At 41.0% G+C, this 20,317-nt stretch carries 16 protein-coding genes and 1 pseudogene; 11 read left to right on the top strand and 6 right to left on the bottom strand.

Annotated features, from left to right (window positions below):
• Positions 1-206, top strand: a pseudogene (locus tag QZT73_RS15525) (peptide chain release factor N(5)-glutamine methyltransferase); the annotation flags it as partial.
• 44 nt (positions 207-250) lie between these two features.
• On the opposite strand, the gene QZT73_RS15530 reads toward QZT73_RS15525, so the two are convergent.
• Together QZT73_RS15530 and QZT73_RS15535 are read right to left on the bottom strand one after the other, a co-directional pair.
• Positions 251-865, bottom strand: coding sequence for a thiamine pyrophosphokinase (locus tag QZT73_RS15530; protein WP_291778620.1), 615 nt, complete (start codon positions 863-865; stop codon positions 251-253).
• A 20-nt stretch (positions 866-885) separates the two neighbouring features.
• Positions 886-1,878 carry a membrane dipeptidase gene (locus tag QZT73_RS15535; protein WP_291789120.1) on the bottom strand — a complete coding sequence of 331 codons (993 nt, stop codon included), beginning with the start codon at positions 1,876-1,878 and terminating at the stop codon, positions 886-888.
• An 89-nt stretch (positions 1,879-1,967) separates the two neighbouring features.
• Here QZT73_RS15535 and QZT73_RS15540 point away from each other — a divergent pair, with 89 nt between their 5' ends.
• Entirely contained in the window at positions 1,968-2,480 is a 513-nt protein-coding gene (locus QZT73_RS15540; RefSeq protein WP_291789123.1) for a 3-hydroxyanthranilate 3,4-dioxygenase, read from the top strand.
• Positions 2,481-2,792: 312 nt separating this feature from the next.
• Here QZT73_RS15540 and QZT73_RS15545 read toward each other — a convergent pair whose 3' ends face one another.
• A complete protein-coding gene (locus QZT73_RS15545) occupies positions 2,793-3,281 on the bottom strand; it encodes a DUF6702 family protein (protein WP_291778627.1) in 489 nt (162 codons plus the stop codon).
• 88 nt (positions 3,282-3,369) lie between these two features.
• On the opposite strand from QZT73_RS15545, the gene QZT73_RS15550 reads away from it, so the two are divergent.
• Together QZT73_RS15550 and QZT73_RS15555 are read left to right on the top strand one after the other, a co-directional pair.
• Positions 3,370-3,951: a HupE/UreJ family protein gene (locus tag QZT73_RS15550; protein ID WP_291778629.1), complete on the top strand. Its 582-nt coding sequence runs from the start codon at positions 3,370-3,372 to the stop codon at positions 3,949-3,951.
• Positions 3,952-3,997: 46 nt separating this feature from the next.
• The gene (locus QZT73_RS15555; RefSeq protein ID WP_291789126.1) at positions 3,998-6,334 is read left to right on the top strand and encodes a M1 family metallopeptidase; all 2,337 of its coding nucleotides are present in this window, start codon (positions 3,998-4,000) and stop codon (positions 6,332-6,334) included.
• A 34-nt stretch (positions 6,335-6,368) separates the two neighbouring features.
• On the opposite strand, the gene QZT73_RS15560 is transcribed toward QZT73_RS15555, so the two are convergent.
• Both QZT73_RS15560 and QZT73_RS15565 read right to left on the bottom strand, forming a co-directional pair.
• Positions 6,369-7,493: a carboxypeptidase-like regulatory domain-containing protein gene (locus QZT73_RS15560; protein ID WP_291778542.1), complete on the bottom strand. Its 1,125-nt coding sequence runs from the start codon at positions 7,491-7,493 to the stop codon at positions 6,369-6,371.
• On the bottom strand, positions 7,490-9,709 hold the full coding sequence (locus QZT73_RS15565; protein ID WP_291789128.1) for a TonB-dependent receptor: 2,220 nt from the start codon (positions 9,707-9,709) through the stop codon (positions 7,490-7,492). The genes QZT73_RS15560 and QZT73_RS15565 overlap by 4 nt, the downstream gene beginning before the upstream one ends.
• A 142-nt stretch (positions 9,710-9,851) precedes the next feature.
• Between QZT73_RS15565 and QZT73_RS15570 the strand changes: the two genes are divergently transcribed.
• Positions 9,852-12,983, top strand: a complete 3,132-nt coding sequence (locus QZT73_RS15570; protein ID WP_291778537.1) for a glycosyl hydrolase — start codon at positions 9,852-9,854, stop codon at positions 12,981-12,983.
• 48 nt (positions 12,984-13,031) lie between these two features.
• On the opposite strand, the gene QZT73_RS15575 is transcribed toward QZT73_RS15570, so the two are convergent.
• On the bottom strand, positions 13,032-13,961 hold the full coding sequence (locus QZT73_RS15575; RefSeq protein WP_291789131.1) for a DUF4097 family beta strand repeat-containing protein: 930 nt from the start codon (positions 13,959-13,961) through the stop codon (positions 13,032-13,034).
• A 239-nt stretch (positions 13,962-14,200) separates the two neighbouring features.
• On the opposite strand from QZT73_RS15575, the gene pnuC reads away from it, so the two are divergent.
• The 6 genes from pnuC (at position 14,201) to QZT73_RS15605 (ending at position 20,112) form a co-directional block, all read left to right on the top strand.
• Positions 14,201-14,824: a nicotinamide riboside transporter PnuC gene (gene pnuC / locus QZT73_RS15580; RefSeq protein WP_291789134.1), complete on the top strand. Its 624-nt coding sequence runs from the start codon at positions 14,201-14,203 to the stop codon at positions 14,822-14,824.
• On the top strand, positions 14,817-15,374 hold the full coding sequence (locus QZT73_RS15585; RefSeq protein WP_291778528.1) for an ATP-binding protein: 558 nt from the start codon (positions 14,817-14,819) through the stop codon (positions 15,372-15,374). Before pnuC ends, QZT73_RS15585 begins: the two co-directional genes overlap by 8 nt.
• Positions 15,375-15,512: 138 nt before the next feature.
• Entirely contained in the window at positions 15,513-16,577 is a 1,065-nt protein-coding gene (locus QZT73_RS15590; protein ID WP_291789136.1) for an acyl-CoA desaturase, read from the top strand.
• A gap of 131 nt (positions 16,578-16,708) precedes the next feature.
• Positions 16,709-17,200 carry a hypothetical protein gene (locus QZT73_RS15595; RefSeq protein WP_291778525.1) on the top strand — a complete coding sequence of 164 codons (492 nt, stop codon included), beginning with the start codon at positions 16,709-16,711 and terminating at the stop codon, positions 17,198-17,200.
• A 53-nt stretch (positions 17,201-17,253) separates the two neighbouring features.
• A complete protein-coding gene (locus QZT73_RS15600; protein WP_291778517.1) occupies positions 17,254-19,179 on the top strand; it encodes an OmpA family protein in 1,926 nt (641 codons plus the stop codon).
• Positions 19,180-19,326: 147 nt separating this feature from the next.
• A complete protein-coding gene (locus tag QZT73_RS15605; protein ID WP_291789138.1) occupies positions 19,327-20,112 on the top strand; it encodes a DUF3050 domain-containing protein in 786 nt (261 codons plus the stop codon).
• Positions 20,113-20,317: the final 205 nt, after the last annotated feature.

A 20,317-nucleotide genomic window follows, 5' to 3' on the forward strand; every position in this document is an offset into this window, starting at 1 on the left:
ATCCTTTGCTTTTTTATAGGGTCATCGCAGAAAAAGGCAAAAAGGCATTGAAGCCAGGTGGTAAACTCTATTTCGAAATCAATGAAGGCTTGGGGGTGGACACCAAAAATCTCATGGAGGAATTGGGCTTTTACCATGTCAGGATTTTGAAAGACTTAAATGATAAAGACAGAATAGTTATTGGAATTTGGGCTATACAAGCCTAAAAGAGACTAATCTTTGCAGCTGGTTTCCCTTGTAAACGGAGCACCTATTTATTGAAAAACTCCCCTATCCAAAAAATCCCTTTTGAAGAGAACTCAGAAGTACCTTCGGGCAATTCCAACATGGTGCTGTGATGGACTTCAATAATTTGAGCTCCATCCGAATTTTTGACTTCTACCAAAGTGCCTTCGGGAGCATGCAACTGAACGGTACATGGGACAAACCACTTCCTGAAATGTCTGGATTTGATGGGGAAATACCGAATCGGTCCGTCCCATACCACCAAATCTAACCTTTCCAGCTTGGGTTCCAGGTCAAATACCTTTTGATGATTAAAACCGATGATATTGGCTGCCCCATGCTTGGTCGCCAACAGGTATTGCAAAGCTTCTTCCAGGTAATTCCCATTCTGCACCCCTAAAAACCTGACTGGATATTGCTCCTCCAGCAGTTTGAAGTGGCTTTTTTGAAATTCTATGTCTGCCAAAATAATGTCAATTTTGATGCCCCAGGAAATCACTGTATATACTTCCTCCTGGGTTACCATCACCGTGGGTACCCACTCCAAAAGTGGTGCTACCTGCTCATATTGAACACCATTGGTATTCAGGATAATAAGGGCAGGTTCTTGCTGTTCTTTTACAAAGTGATGGGAGGACATAATTTTCAGATTTTATAGTTTTACTTCCTCCAAAGTCCCGAGAAAAACCTTTGGCAGTTTTTATAGGCCAACTTTTCCAATTGGCTTTGACTGAGATTTTCAGCCAGTTTTTCTAAAATACCTGGATATTTGGAGGCGTCTTCAACTATGGGGAAGTAAAAAGGATGCCTTGACTTGTCCGGAAAATCCTTGGTATAGAAGAAATCTGCTCCAAAACACATTTGCTCCTCTGCCCCGATTTCAAAGCCATGAAGGATATGTTCGTAAATCCTTTCAGGATTCTGATCGTCCAAAAATGCCCGCAGAAAATTAACACCAATAAGTCCTTTTCTTCGGATTACTTCCTGAGCAAATTCATGATTGAGGTTGCGTTTGTGTTCCCAAACCGTTCTAAAATTAGAGTGACTGGCCATAACGGGGATGTCTAACTTTTGGGCATCAATGTGGCTTAAAATGCCTTCGGCCAAGAGATCTGAAGTATGAGAAAGGTCTATGGCAATTTTTTTGCCCGAAATATAATCCAGCAATAACTTTCCGTCCTTTTTAAGACCTATTCCAGTAGTATAATTACCCCCACCAAACCTGTTTTCGGTATGATGGGTCAAGCTGATGTAGGCAATTCGCCCGGTTAATTTGATCAATTGATCGAGTTGGGCAAACGCGTCCTCGATGGGGACTTTTTCTTCTGCCAAACCCGCAGCATTTTCTATGGCCGCCACCATACCAATCTTGGAATTCAGGTAAAGGTAATCTAAAAAATCTGCATCTGCCTGGATGACTTCCTGTGGATGGGTCATGAGCATTTCACGGTATTTGAAGGCTTGTTTTGTAGCCAGTTCCATGCTTCCGGATTTGACATCCGTATAGATGGCACAAACCTGCATTTTTACATTTCCATGCCGAAGGAGTGGAAGGGCACAGGCAATTTCCTCAGCACTATCAGGCTTGGCACCAGGTACTTTTGCGAGATAGGATAAAATGTCACAATGGGTATCTATAATCGGTACTTGCATGGGCTTTATATTGATTCACCAAAGAAACCAAAAATTGCTGTTTTTTTGGTTATTTTAGCATTCATTAAACGCTAAAATGGATTAAAATTATGCCTATTGCCCAACCCCTCAACTTTCAAAAGTGGATTGAAGAAAACCGCCATTTGCTGAAGCCTCCTATTGGCAATCAGGTAATGTACAAAGGAAATGATGATTTTATCGTGATGGTCGTCGGCGGCCCCAATTCCCGTAAGGATTTTCATTACAATGAAGGGGAAGAATTTTTCTACCAAGTAGAAGGAGAGATTGTATTGAAGGTTGTGGACGAAGGTGAAGTCAAAGATATTCACATCAAAGAAGGAGAGATGTTTTTACTGCCTGCCCGTACGCCCCATTCACCCAGAAGGCCTGCTAATACGATAGGTTTGGTCATGGAGCGTTACCGAAAACCGGGGGAGAGGGATGGCTTTATTTGGCATTGCGAAAACTGCGGGAATAAGTTGTATGAGGAATACCATGAGATTACGGATATTGTGAATCAACTTCCTCCGATTATGGAGCGGTTTTGGAAAAATCCCGACAACACCAAATGCAAAAAATGCGGAACGGTGATGAAACCGTGAAAGAAGAAGCGAGATGGACGCTGTTCAGGATTTGCAATCCCGAACTAACTTGTACAAAATCCAGGATTTAACAGGTATAGATCAAGGTTTTAATAAAGGAATAATTTAACCACGGATGAATATGGATAAACACAGATTTTTCTAGCCATGGAGCGCTGCTGTGGAGAACTTTTGTTTTCTTTTGTTACTGTTGTGGTTTAAAAAAATTTAGATTCATTGGTCTAATTTTCGGAAAAGCTATTTTCTTAATGAAATCTTTAAATCCCTTAACTTCTTAATGTTTTCATCCGAAATCCAACTTGAAAGTCCCTTTCAAAACCTCAATTCCCCTCTTTCCTTGCCTTTATATAAGATCAGGCTTTTGGGTTTACGGTCCATATAAAAATTCACAATGTTCTGTTGTCCATCAAAATGTTGGATCAATACCGTATTATAGACCTCCACAGTTTTGGGAACAGGCACTTTTTCCGCTTCTAGATAAAACCATGCTGCCTCTTCCTCAATTTCAAAGCCCAGATAATTCAACTTCACTTTTTGGCCATTGACACGGATTTCATTTTTTTCCAATAGATAAGCTTTGGCTTTTTCCTCCAAGGCTTTGCGGTCCGCCGGATTCAAAAAATCTACCTTGGTCTTATGGATATCTCCTAAGGCTACTTCCAGATCGTCCCAGAAAATCTTTTGGGCAATCTCCAAGCTTTTATTATCAGGGTTATACCTGATTTCTGTAAGACTGATGTAGAAGGGGTGTAAAAACGCCTTCCATCCCAAAAAGAGCAGGAATATGTAATTGAATTGCATTCGGAACGCTTATTTTATTTTCTTTGCAAATTAGAGATTAAATGTACACACCTGAAAACTATTCAGGAAATAAAATTAAAGTGCGCAAATGGGACAGTTTCAACTGTATTTTCAATTAGGCATCCAACATATTTTGGATCTTGATGGTTTTGATCATATCCTCTTTGTCGTGGCCCTTTGTGCCATCTACGTATTGAGGGATTGGAAGAAGATTATTATTTTGGTTACCGCATTTACGGTAGGCCACTCCTTAACATTGGCTTTAGCTACTTTAAACTTGGTCAGGGTAAACACAGATTTGGTGGAGTTTCTCATTCCGGTCACCATTGCCATTACGGCATTGAGCAACGTATTCAAACCCAAACCCAGCACCGGTCGTGGCATTCAAGTCAACTATATATTTGCCCTTTTCTTTGGTTTGATCCATGGTTTGGGCTTTTCCAATTACCTGCGTTCCCTTTTGGGAAAAGAAGCATCTATTTTTGAACCTTTATTAGCTTTCAATGTAGGTTTGGAAGTGGGGCAGTTGATAATTGTGGCTATATTTATGGTGGCAGGTGGTATTCTCCACGGGATCATAGGTATAAATCGCAGAGATTGGTCAATGATAATTTCGGCAATCGTATTGGGCATGTCCCTGATGATGATGTTGGATACAAAATACTGGTAAGATTTATTTTAACACTAAATTATAGAGGCACAGCAACATAAAACTTATGAAACAATTATTTACCCTTACCGCAGTGCTCTGCGTAATGCTATTCGCCATGCCTGCACAGGCACAATGGTCTGAGCAGAATCATGCTGAGCGATTCGAACAACTAGGACCCATGCTCCGTTCTCCTAATGTATACAGGACAGCTTCCGGAGCCCCAGGTCATATGTATTGGCAGCAAAAAGCCGACCATGAGATAGAGGTAGAACTCAACGATGACAATCAGTCTATCAAAGGTTGGCAAAAAATCACTTACTTCAACAATTCTCCCGACCCCTTGAAATACCTATGGATCCAACTGGATCAAAATGAAAGGGCAGCTGATTCCAATACACCCAAAATAGCGCAGAACAGCATCAACCCGAGAATGAGTCTGCGCCAAATCGAAGGCATTCTATGGCATGACTTGGATCTAGGGTACAAAATCCTTCATGTCAAGGATATGGCAGGTAATGACATTCCTGTGACCATTGTCCACACCATGATGCGGGTCGACTTGCCAGAGCCTTTGATGCCTGGAGAGCAAACCGAGTTCACCATGGATTGGACTTTTAATATCCATGACAGGATGAGTTTCATCGGTGGCCGTCCAGGATATGAGTATTTCCCAAAAGATGGCAACTACCTCTACACCATGGCAGAGTGGTTCCCTAGAATGGCGGTTTACTCCGATTTCGAAGGCTGGCAGCACAAGCAGTTTGTAGGGCGCGGAGAATTTGCCCTTACCTTTGGGGACTATAAGGTAAAAATTACCGTTCCCGCAGACCATATGGTGGGATCTACCGGTGTCTTACAAAATGCAGAAGAGGTATTGAATTCCACGGAATTACAGCGCTGGGAGCAAGCTCAAAAAACATATGACAAACCTGTCATTATACGCACCCAAGCTGAAGCAGAGAGGTTAGAAAAACAAAAATCAAAAGACAAGAAAACCTGGATTTTCCATGCAGAAGATGTCAGGGATTTTGCCTGGACTTCTTCCAGAAAATTCATATGGGATGCCATGGCGGTCAAGCAAGGAGGCAATGATGTCATGGCTATGTCTTACTATGCGAAAGAAGGTAACCCACTTTGGGAACAGTACTCCACCCGCGTAGTAGCACATACGGTAAAATCTTATGCAGCAAGAACTTTTGACTACCCTTATCCGGTAGCCATCTCTGTAGAGGCAAGCAATGGGATGGAATATCCGATGATTTGCTTCAATTATGGAAGACCAGATGAAGATGGTACCTATTCTGATGCGATTAAGTATGGTATGATTTCCGTGATCATCCATGAGGTAGGACACAACTTTTTCCCTATGATTGTCAACTCTGATGAGCGTCAATGGTCTTGGATGGATGAAGGGTTGAACACCTTCCTTCAATACTTGGCAGAGCAGGAGTGGGACAGGGATTATCCTTCCAGAAGAGGGCCTGCCCATAAGATAGCCCCTTATATGGCCAGTGAAAGGCATTTGCTGGAACCCATTATGACCAATTCGGAAAATATCATACAGTTTGGGCCCAATGCCTATGCCAAGCCTGCCACGGCATTGAATATCCTCCGTGAAACCATCATGGGTCGTGAACTATTTGATTATGCCTTTAAGGAGTATTCCCTAAGGTGGATGTTCAAGCACCCAACCCCAGAGGATTTCTTCAGGACCATGGAAGATGCTTCTGGTGTAGATCTGGACTGGTTCTGGAGAGGTTGGTTCTTTGGCACGGATCCAGTAGATATTTCCTTGGAAGAAGTAAAATGGTATAAGTTGGATAACCGTACCCCTGCAGAAAAGAAAGCAGACCAGAAAAAAGCAGCAGATCGGGAGGCTTATCATATTTCCATGGATTACAACAAAGAGGATATCCCACAGACAGTCGTAGAGGCAGATCCGGCCACCCGGGATTTCTACAACTCCTACAATCCCTTCACAGTAACTCCTGAAGATGAGCAAGCCTATAAAAACTTCATGGCCTCTCTTACCCCAAAGGAAAAGGAACTGATGAACAGTGGATTGAACTTCTATGAAATGCGTTTCAGAAATGTGGGAGGATTGGTAATGCCTCTGATCATTCAGTTCAACTATACCGATGGAACCTCAGAAGTGGAAAGGATTCCGGCGGAGATATGGAGGCTTAATGAATGGGAAGTGACCAAGGTATTTGCCAAGAAAAAAGAAGTAGCAAGCATCATATTAGACCCTTACAGAGAGACAGCCGACATAGATGAAACCAATAATTACTGGCCAAGACAATTTGTGCCTAGTAGGTTTGAACTCTTCAAAGGCGCTTCTGGTGCCAGAGGCGTATCAACAGGAGACAATCCAATGAGACGTTCACGGAGTAGGAGATAAGATGGACAGAAATAATTTTAAAAGCCCTGGAAAATTAATTTTCAGGGCTTTTAATTTGTAAAGCAGTTTCCCCTTGTGGAACATATCCAAAGGGCATCAAATCAGCTACGCGCTCCCAACCCATATATCCTTCTGTATAAACCCCTTCTGCAGGAAAGTATCTTCCATCCTTTTCCAATCTAATTCTATGAACCCTCAATATAAATTTACTGACTTGATATGGGTTACTTCTTTGCTGGAGTCGCATACTGAAAGCTGTCTCTTCTGATTCATAATTGTATTGAACGAAGATGGGTTTTCTGTAATGAAAGTATGCATTGCCTTCTTCATGGCGAAGCATCATTTCTGAAGCACTTACCGCAACATCTGAAAGCACTTCTTCATAAAGTTGATCTTCGCCTTTTAACCTATTGACCAAATACACCTCAAAACCCTCTGCTTCCAACTTATCTTGATATACTGCTTGCAAAAAATGAGTCAAGCTGCCGAAGTATGCCCTATCTCTATTTTTGATAACCCGTTTCATCCTACGGGCTGGGACTTCTAGCTCCTCGAAGTAAGGGTAACCATAGTAGCTCCATCGCTTTTCTTTTGGATTGCACTCAAAGGATTGTAGAACAAAGCGAATCTGATAACCGAGATTAGGATTTTCAATCAAGATAGGTTCTCTTGCAGAAACTATAAGATACCCTGGCTTTTGTTGATCATCCATAATCAATACTTTGGGATTGAGGATCTTGCTCCTCTTAGCATTCATGCTTGTACCTAAAAAATACTCTTCGAATAATTTCAAGTTTGCGTACCAGGATTTATCTCGTATATCTTCGACTAAACTTTCCTTCAAATCAATTATTTGGGGATTCATCACCAGTTCTATCTGTAAAAGTTTGCCTTTTTCTACCACCACCTGCTGGTGCACCGGATAGTATCCCATAAAACTCACGACTATCTCATATTCCCCTATTGGAATATTTGTGATGCTAAATGATCCCTCAGTATCCGTTACAGAACCAAAGGTGGTATTGGCAAGAAAGACTGTGGCAAAAGGAAGAGGAGCGCTCGTCTCACCATCTATGAGGGTCCCTCTAATCTGTCCTTGTGCCTGAGCTTTGAAGGAGCAAAAACTGAAAATAACTATCCAAATTATGAATCGAATCATTCTTCAACGAGGATGGTATGAATACCAAATATGGGTTGACCCGTTTTGCTCATTCCTTCTACAATGATTTTCATTTCAGATTGTAAATCATTTAAGACAAATTCAAAGTTTCCACTTCCTTCGAAATCAGTACCCAAATATGGATTCCAATAAACGGTAGCATTCCAATTGGTCTTGAAAAGATCTTTTTCCAAGTCCCCTGACTTTATTTTCGGAAAGGGAATAGATTGATTATAACCCTGTACATAGGTTACATTATTCCGTTCAAACATAGCCTGGTTGGGATCTATTTGCCTGGAAACCACATTTACAGCTCCCATACTGCCCCTAGAACCTAAAACTGCGCTACTTCCGGCCACATTATTGAAAACTTCTATTCGCTTCACAAGCGTCATTGGAATAGTGGCAATAATTGTTGGATCAACAAGGACTCCATCCAATAAAAATGCGGCTCCTCCCCCCATGTTTCCTGACGATTCCCCGCTTTTTGATGCCAATTCTGCCCGGCTTACTAACATTAATTGGCTAGCTCTAAAGAAAACTGCCGGAGGATTACCAAAATCATTTATATCTCCTTGGATAATGAGTCCCGGAACTCTGCCTTGCATGTATTGAAATACATTGAAGTGGTCAAACATTCCTTCTTCTACGTCCAGCACTACATTTGCCCATGCTGTTAAATCATTCGTCTCCTTAGGTCTACCAAATGTCCAGGGTTGTCGCTGAACTGTAAAAGTATCCAGCTCCACTATTCTATCTTCCAATCGGTTATTGCGGATTACTGTATAGCGCCTGATATCATCAAGACTGTAATCATCTTTCGAAGCCTCAAAACGTGTCTGAAGTGTAGGATTAGGTAAATCAAGGGGCTCAAATGTAAGCTGATGACTTTCTAAAACTTCTGAAAAGGTACGCTTTCTTTTATTCTCAATTTTTCTCGCCACAACAGCGGCAGTACCTTGAAAAAAAAGATCCTCTAGTTCAAAAGTCCCATTTTCCCCAATTGTTGCGGAGGCCATTAGGGGCACACCCTTCTTAGGGTACATTAAAAACTCCAACTCGGTGCCAGGATTCAATGACTTTCCTTCTTTATCTGTTGCTCTTCCTTTGAGCTTGAGGCCCTTTCCTTCCCAAAAAAACTGCTCTTCCTGCTGGTTAAAATTTGATAAAGCAGAACGACTCTTCTCATGTACCAATATTTCGTTGAGTTCTTTTGCCGAATTTTCCTGCTTAAACAGTTGGTGGCTGAAATCGAAATCCTTTCCCAAAGCAGCACCTAATTCCATTTCTGTAACAATGGTACTCATATCTTCTGACCAACTCACTTGTTTGGAATCGACTACCGATACTGATAAATCAGCCTCCAGGCCTTCTCCAAACTCATCCAATACATTCAAAAGGACTTGAACACGCTCACGTGGCCTGTAGGTTTGTTGCTTAGTAGAAATATTAAGGGTAGGAATGGCTTGGGGGTGGAAATAGACAGGCCTTTCAGCTACTATCTCTCCACGGTCGTTGACCAAGGCTAAATCTGCCAATCCTGGTAAAAATTTTTCCGGATCAAGCTTGTAAACATTTTTACCTTCATGCAAGGATAGGATTTGCTCATACAAAGGCTTCCCATGCTGTAAGCCTATAAGCTGGAAAACGCTATCGGCTTGCTCTTTCGATCGATCGATTATCAATTGATACAAACCTTCTGAAAGATTTAAGCCTATCCGTAATCCATTTTGGTAGGGCAGTTGAATGGGTTTCTGCCGGTAATCGGAAGGCCTTATAAGTGTGACTGCACCAACTTCAGAAACTCTAATGGGTCGTTGAAAAACATACGTTGATTCCCAATCGGCCATGGTTCTGCTCTGGGCTAGCAACACATAATCACCTGCGGGAATATCACTTAAAGCAAGCTGGGCAGAACCCATTCCTTCTTCCAGTAAAACAGGCATTTGAAACATCCTTTCACCAGTCTCTTGATTCTTAAGGGCCATATACAATGTCCTGCTGCTGGAAGGTTTTAGCCCTTCCCCAGCTACCGCAGACCAGGAATAGGCCTTTACCCATATGGTGTCTTTTAAAAAATAATGGGGTTTGTCCGTATGGAGATAGATTTTGTCAAAGGCCACTTCCATTGGATTGAAAAATTCCTCTTCTTGCTGGGCTTGTAACTGAAACTGAGTAAGAAAACCAAGAAATAAAAGCAAACAGTATTGTCTCATAATAGCTTGATGTTTAGTGGTATATTTGTTATCACGAAAAACTTCTTAGGATGGTTTTATTGGAACAAACAAAATTTGATGAGCAGTAAGTAATTATAGTTTCTGTTGCTTAACTTGATCCATTAAACAACCACCAAAAAAAATGAAAAAAGCGCTCAGCATATTCCTGATCCTAATCGGATTTCAAGTAATGGCACAGGACCTTTATGATGCCTTCAATCCGATTAAATACCGTAATATTGGTCCATTTCGGGGAGGTAGATCAGTAGCTGTCAGTGGAGTGGTCGGAGACCCTTTGACTTATTATATGGGAAAAACCGGTGGAGGGGTATGGAAGACTTCAGATGCGGGTCAGCGCTGGGAAAATATTTCTGATGGATTTTTCACTACGGGTTCTGTAGGCGCAATAGCAGTATCTGAAAGCCATCCCCGAATAGTTTTTGTCGGCATGGGAGAACATGCCCCCCGTGGCGTGATGACCTCATATGGAGATGGCGTATATAAATCTACAGATGCCGGTAAAACCTGGAGAAAAATGGGATTGGAAAAAACCCAGCATATCTCGCGTATAAGCATTCATCCGGATAACCCGGATATTGTCTATGTGGCCGCCCAAGGGGCATTGCATGGGCCTAATGAAGAAAGAGGGATTTACAAATCTACTGATGGAGGCGAAACTTGGAAGCGAGTACTTTTTGTGAACACTTTGACAGGAGCTTCAGAGTTGTCCATGGACATGAATTTCCCCGATGTCCTCTATGCAGCCATGTGGGAACACCAACGTTTGCCCTGGAAAGTAATCAGTGGAGGTGAAGGAAGCGGGCTGTATAAGTCCACGGATGGAGGTGAAACTTGGCAAAAACTGGAAAATGGTCTGCCCAAGGAAATGGGTAAAATGGCCATAGCTGTGTCCCGGGCCAATTCCGAAAAAGTGTATGCCCTGATCGAAAGTGACTCAGACAAGGGTTTTGGTGGACTATTTGTCTCAGAGAATGGGGGTAACTCATGGAGCAAAGTGAGCGGAGACAACCGTTTGGTGCAACGTGCTTGGTATTACATTGAAGTTTTCCCAGACCCCAATGCTGAAAATACAGTCTATGTCCTAAGCGCTCCTGCCCTACGCTCCATCGATGGTGGGAAAACCTGGGAAGTGTTACCATATGCCCACGGAGATTACCATGACATGTGGATCAACCCTCAAAATTCTAAAAACCTGGTCATTGCAGATGATGGTGGAGCGGCCATCAGTTTTGATTTTGCCCAAAATTGGTCCAGGCAGGATAATATGCCTACCGCCCAAATGTATCGAATCAATACAGACAACCAATTTCCTTACCGCATCTACGGAGGACAGCAGGATAACACATCTTTAGTGATCAACAGCCTGGCCTTAGGAAGGGGAAGTATTACCCAGGAGCATTGGAATTATTCAGCAGGTGGAGAATCGGCGTTTTTGGCCTTCGATCCTGATGATCCCCGCTATGTTTTAGGGGGCAGTTATTTAGGGACGATTGAAGTATTAGATACCAAATCACAGGCGTCTACCAATATCATGATTGCCCCCATTCAATATTTGGGCAGGGATGCCAGTGACATGCGCTATCGCTTCAATTGGAATGCACCGATCATCTGGTCGCAGCATGAGCCAGCTACATTTTACCACGCTGCACAATATGTTCTGAAAACAAAAGATATGGGTACTTCCTGGGAGGTAATTTCACCTGACCTTACCAAAAATGAAAAAGAAAAGCAGGGAAAAGGAGGCGGACCTTATACCAATGAGGCAGTAGGTGCTGAAAATTATGGCACTATCGCTTACCTGATAGAATCTCCTCACGAAAAGGGTGTTTTTTGGGCTGGTAGTGATGATGGTCTTGTCCATCTAACAAGGGATGGCGGTGCCACATGGGTCAATGTGACGCCAAAAGGGATGCCGGAGACTTTGGTCAATGCCATTGAGGTTTCCCCTCATGACGCTGCCACTGCATATATTGCTACTACCCGTTATAAGTTCAATGACTATACACCGGCCCTTTACAAAACAAGCGATTATGGAAAAACCTGGACCAATATCAGCAAAGGAATTCCCTATGGTGCCTTTACCAGGGTAGTCAGGGAAGACACCGGAGTCAAGGGACTGCTTTTTGCAGGAACAGAAACAGGCCTTTACCTTTCTAGAAACGATGGTGACAGTTGGGAATCTTTCCAATTGAATATGCCCATTACCCCCATTACAGATCTGAAAATTGCCCATAATGACCTGGTAGTCGCTACTGCCGGTAGGTCTTATTGGATTTTGGATGACCTGAACTTGGTTAGAGAAATGAAATCCATGGTGGAAAAACCTCATATTTATAACCCAGATGATGCTATTATCGGACATTGGTATTCTGCAATGAACAGTAATAATTCAAATGGAATGGATCTTTTTGCCGGTGTGAATCCAGCCAATGGCGTTGTGATTTATTATCATTTGCCCGAGAACATTGGCGAAGACTTTGAACTACAATTGGACATCAAGGATGCTCAAGGAAATCTGGTCAGAAGCTTTAGCAGCAAATCGGATCCAAATTTCATCGCATATGATGGTGGCCCATCTAGAGAACCAACATTGGCTGTGAATAAAGGTTTGAATCGATTTGTCTGGGACATGCGGTATCCAACCTTACCGGGAATTCCCACTGCCTTTATAGAGGGAAGTTACAGTGGTCATAAGGTCATTCCCGGAAAATATACCCTAGACTTAAAAAGTATTTTAGGAGAAAGTCAGGCACATGCCAATGTCCTTGTCAACCCACTCTTTGAAATTTCCGCAGACCAGTATCAAGCGTATGAGGACTTTATGCAGTTGATGCAAAATGATCTCAGGGAAATGCACGATATGGTCAATAATTTAATGGATTATCAAAATCAGCTCAAGACCTTTTTGGACCGCCTCAAGGATGATGAAAGCAGAAAATCTCTCCAGCAGGAAGGGTCAAAGCTGCTTCTTTCCATGCAGACTTGGGATGAGGACATGGTTCAACGCAAGTCAAAAGCCTATGATGATGTGGAAAACTTCCCTAATAAATTCACGGCAAATTACCTTTTCCTCATCAATCAAACAGAAAGTCAGATTCCAAGAGTAAACGAGGGGTCTAGACAAAGACATGAAGAACTCAGTAAGCAGTGGGATGTATTGAAAGCAGAAGGTGAGCGTTTACTCCAAGAAGCTATTCCAAGCTATAATCGCTTATTACAAGAGGCTGGTATTGGGCTACTGTTTGTGAGATAACTCCCAAAAAATAAAGGCAGGAATACGGTGATTACCCGTATTCCTGTCTTATCTGTAGTCCACCCTGACCGTTGCGCCTAAGGTTTCAAAATTGATGGGAATTCCGCCACCATTAATGGTACCTTTGATTATCGTTTTTTTGTTTTCACCTTGAAAATTTGGATGTTGGCTATTTACGATGCCCCCAATGAAATTGACCGACATAGGCAGATCTTTTGGCAATACCGCATCAATACTTCCTCCATTAGATTTGAGCAGGATACTTTCTTTTGGGAGCGTGAAGTTTGCCCTGATGCTTCCACTTTCTGTTTCAGCATTAACCTGTCCTTTGATTTCGAAAAGGGACATGCTTCCCTGAAAAGATCTGGCTTTGAGCTGACCGGAAAAATTTTCTATTCTTACTGATCCATTTGCAGCCCCCAATTCCATTTTTCCTTCAAAGTTATCCACAAAGAAACTTCCTCCGGCAGAGTTGGCTATAATTTCTCCCCGGCAGTTGATGGCACGAATGCTTCCTCCATTGCTTTGAAGCTCTTGCTTTCCCTGCAGATCAACCAAGGTAATCGATCCAGATTCTGATTTTACCAAAGTATTCATATTGTTGGGTCCTTGTATTTTGAAAAAAAGCAGAATATTATCTCTGTTACTCCTGAGACGGGATTGTTTTTGCATTTCGACTTGAATAGAAATGCTTTCAGCATCCTCATTTAGGTTAAATTGGTAGGTGGCCAACTTTTTTTGGACTTGTGCATCTTCCAGCCCGATAGGTTTATTATCCTTTAGAGCCAAAAGCTCGATCAATACTTGATCTTCTTCCCAAACGGTGTAATTCAGACTCAATCCTGCTGACTGTATATTGAGCTGTTCTTTATCAGAGCCAGAAAACTCCCAACTCAGAATGGCCTTCTCCTTGGGGACTTGAAAGGCAACAGCCGCAAAAGAAAAGAGAACTGCCAATATGAAAAGAAAAGATTTCATGAGCTAATGAATTTAATGTTGACGGTTCATTATAACTATAATAACAAAACCAATATTAATCATCTAAATTAGTAGAAGCTTCTAAAAAATGCATATTAATTTTTATTTACTGATCCAGAGGGTATAAATGATACATTTTTCAATTGTTCACCTCTTCCTATTTGGTAAACCTACAGGACTACATTTGATACTTCATAAATTGGTTTCCCATTTCCATTTTTTCTCCTTTAATTCGCTTCATGGATTTACAATGGATTTGGGAAGGCATCAGGGGTGGTATAGCAGAAATGAGTTGGCTGGAGGCAATTGCAGTTTTCTTTGGCATTGCATCAGTTTTTTATTCCATAAAAAAGAACATCCTTGTATTCCCTACAGGAATGATTTCCACCTTGATCTATGTATATATCTGCTTGAAATACAAACTTTATGCAGACATGGGAATCAATGCTTATTATTTTTCCATGTCTATATATGGTTGGTATCTCTGGAGCAGATCCAGTGAAGGTAAAGCAGTTTTACCCGTTACTTGGCTGAATAAAAAAGGAATTATTTCATCCTTGGCACTCTTTTTAGCATCTTATGCCGCGCTTTACTTAGTCTTGGCGAATTTTACAGACTCAGATGTACCTTATTGGGATTCTTTCACTACAGCTTCTGCATTTGTCGGCATGTGGTTGATGGCAAAAAAGAAGGTTGAAAATTGGATTGCATGGATCATTACAGATATTGTTTCGGTTCCCTTATATTTTTACAAGGGTTTAATGCTGACCTCTTTTCAGTTTTTGTTTTTCACAGTCCTGGCTACTATAGGACTCATTGAATGGATTAAGGCTGCAAAGCATAAACCTGAGGTGTATGCTTAAAAAAGTAGTGGTCATAGGACCGGAGTCCACTGGAAAAAGTACACTTACCGAGGAATTGGCCAATCACTTTTCATGCCCATGGGTACCAGAGTTCGCAAGAGAATACATAGAACAATTGAATAGGCCTTATGTATATGATGATCTATTAAAGATTGCTAAAGGGCAAATCCAATTGGAGGATATAAAGTCAAAGCAATCACAAAACCTCTTGATTTGCGATACAGATCTTCATGTGGTTCAGGTATGGTCTAGCCATAAATTTGGAAAGGTGCATGATTGGGTAGCGGAGCAAACAAGCCATCGGAAATATGACCTTTACCTATTAACAAATATCGATATACCGTGGCAGGAAGATCCACAGCGGGAGCATCCAGATCCTGAAATGAGAAAGTACTTTTTCAAACTTTATAAAAATTTACTGTTTTCAAAAGGATTACCCTTTGAAGTAATTTCTGGTTCTCCAACGGAAAGACTTCAAAAAGGCATTGTATCCATCCAAAGAAAACTATTCCCAAGAGGCAATTTCCCTTCAAATCATAAAACTTGTTAAAACCGAACATTTTTTCATTATTTTTTGATGGTATTTAACAATTCTTGGTTTTAATACCTTATCTTTATAAGGAGAATGCCTAGTAACCTCCCAGCCTGTTCTTCCATTCCCTTATTATTGAACACTTAATTACAATACATGCGTCCGCCTAGATTCAATGCCGCAACCTCCTTTCATGCAGATTTAAAGGAAAGGATTAAAAATTACTTTACTGAAAAAAATCTTAGACCAACTGGGAACATTACCCTTTATTTCAAGGCCATTATCATGGTTTTGGCATTTATTGGTGTCTATATCCATTTGGTGTTCTTCACTCCTTTCTGGCCATTTGCGATATTGGAATCCATATTACTTGGAGGCTTGACTGCTGGTATTGGTTTCAATGTAATGCATGATGGTGCCCATGGAAGTTTCAGCCGTAAAGGCTGGGTCAATGAGCTGGCAGCTATTTCCATCAACTTTCTTGGAGCGAATGTTTTTATGTGGAAAACCAAGCATAATGTAGCTCATCATTCCTTTACCAATGTAAATGAACACGATGATGATTTGAATGCAGGTGCGTTTTTACGTATGGGTCCATCTCAAAAACGTTATAAAATTCACCGTTTTCAACACCGCTATTTTTTGTTTATATATTCCATACTGTATTTTTACTGGGTCTTTTTTACGGATTACAAGAAATACGTGACGAATAAGGTAGCCGCAACTCCTATAAAAAAAATGGAAATCAATGACCATATTTCTTTTTGGGGTTTTAAGGTTGTTCACATATTTCTTTTTGTGGCGCTTCCAATATACATGGTAGGGTTTATGCCTTGGTTAATTGGATTTCTAATATTTGGCATATCCACAGGAATAATTATGAGTGTGGTATTTCAGTTGGCACACGTCCTGGAAGAAACCACTTTCCCCATTCCTGACAAAATATCGAACAAGTTGGAAGATGATTGGGCTATTCATCAGTTGAAGACCACAGCTAATTTTGCCACCAAAAATAAAGTACTTTCCTGGTTTATTGGGGGCTTAAATTTTCAGATTGAACACCACCTTTTTCCCAATATTTCCCATGTTCACTATCCTGCGATTTCTCAAATTATTAAGGAAACCTGCAGGGAATATGGTCTTCCTTACATTGAGCATCCCAAAATGAGGTATGCTTTTGCCTCTCATGTCAATCACTTGAGGGTTTTGGGTAGGAGCTAAAATATTTTCATAAAAATATCACAGAACCGCATTAAGCAAATCTTGCTCAATGTGGTTTCTTTTTTTAGAGCAGGTTCTATGAACTTAAATTCATTCGAAACTATTATTTTTGAAAAGGAGTATAATAAAATATGTATATATTATTTGAAAAAATGCCTGAGAATGCCCGGATTTGGGTATACCAAGCTGATAGGAAACTCAATAAAAGAGAACTGACATTCGTTGAAGATGTACTGCAAAACTTTTGTGAACAATGGAATACCCATGGTTCACTGATGCCTACCTCATTCGATATTCGCTTTGAACAGGTAATCATACTTGCAGTGGATGAAAGTCATTTAGGAGCCTCAGGTTGTTCCATTGATTCTTCCGTGCGTATTCTTAAGAACATAGAGCAGGAATTGGGGATTAACCTACTGGATCAAGGGAAAGTGGCCTACTTGAGCGATGGCAGTAAGCTTGAGGTGAGTCAAGCCTTAGGCATCAAGTCCAAAGTGGCAGAAGGTATATTGCAAGCTGATACTATCGTATTAAATCCTGTGGTGCAGAGAAAATCAGACCTTGAAAAGAATTGGTTGATCAGTGCTAAGGAAAGCTGGTTGAACAAATTCTTTATGAATTAATTATCATAAAGTCCTATATTTAAAAAAATTGACAAAATATTTCGTTGAGCTCCATGAAGCAATTTAATGTAGTATGGGTGGTATTGATCCTGCTGCTTGGTTCCTGTACCAGTCTTTTTCAAAAAGGGCAAAATCAGTTTCAGGCAGGAGAGTACCAATTGGCTATCAATACTTTTTCTAGGATTCTGGAAGATGATCCAGATAATAAGGAGGCTAATTTTTACATGGCGGAAAGCTATAGGCTGACCAACCGTGTAGAAAATTCTGAGTCCTACTACACCAAAATATTGCAAGAGGAAGAGACTTTTGAATCCTATTACAGGCTTGGGCAAAGCTTAAAGTCACAGGGCAAGTACAAAGAAGCAGAAGAGGCTTTTGCTAAAGCCAAGGCGATCACACTTGATGATACTTTTATAAGATGGACGGATAAAGAGTTAGCAGGATTACAAACTATTGATGCCATAGAAGATTATTTTCCATTTATCGAAGTCGAAAATTACAAGTTACTCAATACTCCTGGGATTGAATATGGGACTATTATGAATGAGAACTACCTGTATTTTACAAGTTCAAGGCAATCGAGCGGGGTATATCCAGCTACTGGGATGCCCTACACCAAGATTTTTAGAACCAGGGCTGAAGGGGTAAATGTAGATGTACAAGGTGTCCAACCTATGCCAGAGTTCAGGAATGAGGATGGCCTAAACCAAGGAGCCATCGCGATCAGTCCTGATGGTAACACGATTATTTATGCAAGAGGCAATTCTACTTATAGAAAAGATCTTCCGGATGTTCAGTTATTTGCTTCCTATTTTCGGGGAGGAGGATTTACACAACCTATTTGGATGCCTGTCAATGAAGATGAGTTTTTTTACAATACCACACCGGCATTCAGTCCAGATGGTAATGAACTGTACTTCTCTTCCAATAGGCCCAATGGACAAGGTGGATTGGATCTGTATAAGGCCACCAAATTAGCCAATGGAGATTTTGGAAATGCAGTCAATTTGGGTTCACAGATCAATACATCCGGAAATGAAATGTTTCCCTATGTAGCCCCTGACGGAAAGTTGTATTTTGCATCAGATGGGCATCCTGGTTTTGGGAAATTGGACATTTTTGTTGCGGAGAAAACAGATACTGGATGGGAGGTAAAAAATTTAGGATCCAATATCAATTCAGTTTCTGACGATTTTGCCATTTTCTTTACCAAATATCCCACGGAAGGATTTTTGTCTTCCAATCGGGAGGGAGGTCTGGGAGATGATGACATTTATTTTTTCGTAGACAATACGCCTAAACCCAAGGTGATCAACGTCTTCCTCAATGTGACTACAAAAGAAAGAGCAGAAGATGGTTCGGAAGTGGTACTCCCCCAAACCAGAGTAGTGCTTTATGATGCAGATAACAAGAATGTAGGTGGGGACTTCTCCAATACCAATGGTAGGCTTAGATTTACGCTTGGCCCTGATCAGAATTTCTCCATGATTGCATCAAAATCCGGATATTTCTCAAAAAGCATAACTTATGATACCCGTGGAAAAACACCAGCGCCCGAAGATTTGGTTCAGGATGTAACCAACGTGGTCTTGGATACCACAATTGTTTTAGATCCATTGATTTTGGAAAAGGCCATTGTACTGGAAAATATTTATTATGACTTGGATAAAGCCGACATCCGACCGGATGCTGCACTGGAACTGGATAAATTGGTACAGATTCTGAAAGACAACCCAAGTATCCGCATTGAGTTAAGCTCCCATACCGATGCTAGGGCCAGTGATGCCTACAATGATGCCCTTTCTCAAAGAAGGGCGGAATCGGCCGTTGCCTATATAGTATCCAAAGGAATTGAAGCAAGTAGATTGGTAGCCAAGGGCTATGGTAAACGTCAGTTAATCATAGAGAATGCACAGACCGAGGAAGAACATCAGGTGAATAGGAGAACTGAATTCAAAGTCATAGAAATTACGGATTAAGCATAATTAGGGGGGCTATCCGTATCAAGATGGATGGCCCTTCAATATTTTTCCTTTTTTAGGGTGATGAATCCATCCTGTATTTTTTACTAAAAAAGAGGAACCAAAAAGCAGGGAATGCGTTTTCTTTGAAAAATCACCTAAATTATGCATTCAAATATTGAAAGATTAACGCAGGTCATTGCACCACATCGTAATGCCTTGTTGCAGCACCCAATTTATAAGGACATGAAAACACTGGAAGATTTTCAGATTTTTATGGAGCAACATGTATTTGCTGTGTGGGATTTTATGACCCTTCTTAAAGCATTGCAGACCAAAATGACAGGTATGAGTTTGCCTTGGAGACCAGCTGGAGAACCCTTGGCCGCAAGGCTGATCAATGATATTGTACTGGCTGAAGAGAGTGATGAAGATGGGCAAGGTGGATATTGCAGCCATTTTGAGTTGTATCTCCGTGCAATGGGAGAAGCAGGAGCCAATACCGGAGAAATTTCCGCCATATTAAAACAACTGGAATCAGGAAGTCCTTTTGATATTGCTTTAAAAGATCAAAATCTTCCTATATCTGTTGTGAATTTTCTTCTGGAAAACTACAAAGTGGTAGAGGAGGGCAAAGCCCATAAGATCGCAGCTTCTTTTACACTTGGAAGAGAAGACCTGATTCCAGATTTGTTCCGTCAATTGGTCAATGATCTGATCAAAAGTAAACCGGGTGAGTTAGATACTTTGGAGTATTACTTTGAAAGGCATATCCACTTGGATGAAGACCATCATGGTCCATTGGCTTTGCGTATGCTGGAACATCTCTGTGGCAACGATCCATTAAAATGGGAGGAGACTGAAATAGCAGCCATAGCTGCTTTAAAAGCCAGAAAAGTTCTTTGGGATGGCATCCATCAAAGCATTTTATCAAAGGCAGTTTTTAAGTGACCAGTAAAAGAGGCTTTCTCATAAGTGAAAATTTCCAAATTTTATCCAAATATTGTTTGGGATTAGATTTGTTGTGTCTTTGTTCCTCTGTAACATTTTTAAATAAGATTGGCTACAAAGTCACAAAGGGCCTAATTGTAAAATCAATACTTTATTTGGTAATTAAATTTGGAAGACGATTTATGAGACAGCCTCTTTTTTTGGG

This window comes from Cecembia sp. (assembly GCF_007126775.1).
GTDB lineage: Bacteria > Bacteroidota > Bacteroidia > Cytophagales > Cyclobacteriaceae > Cecembia.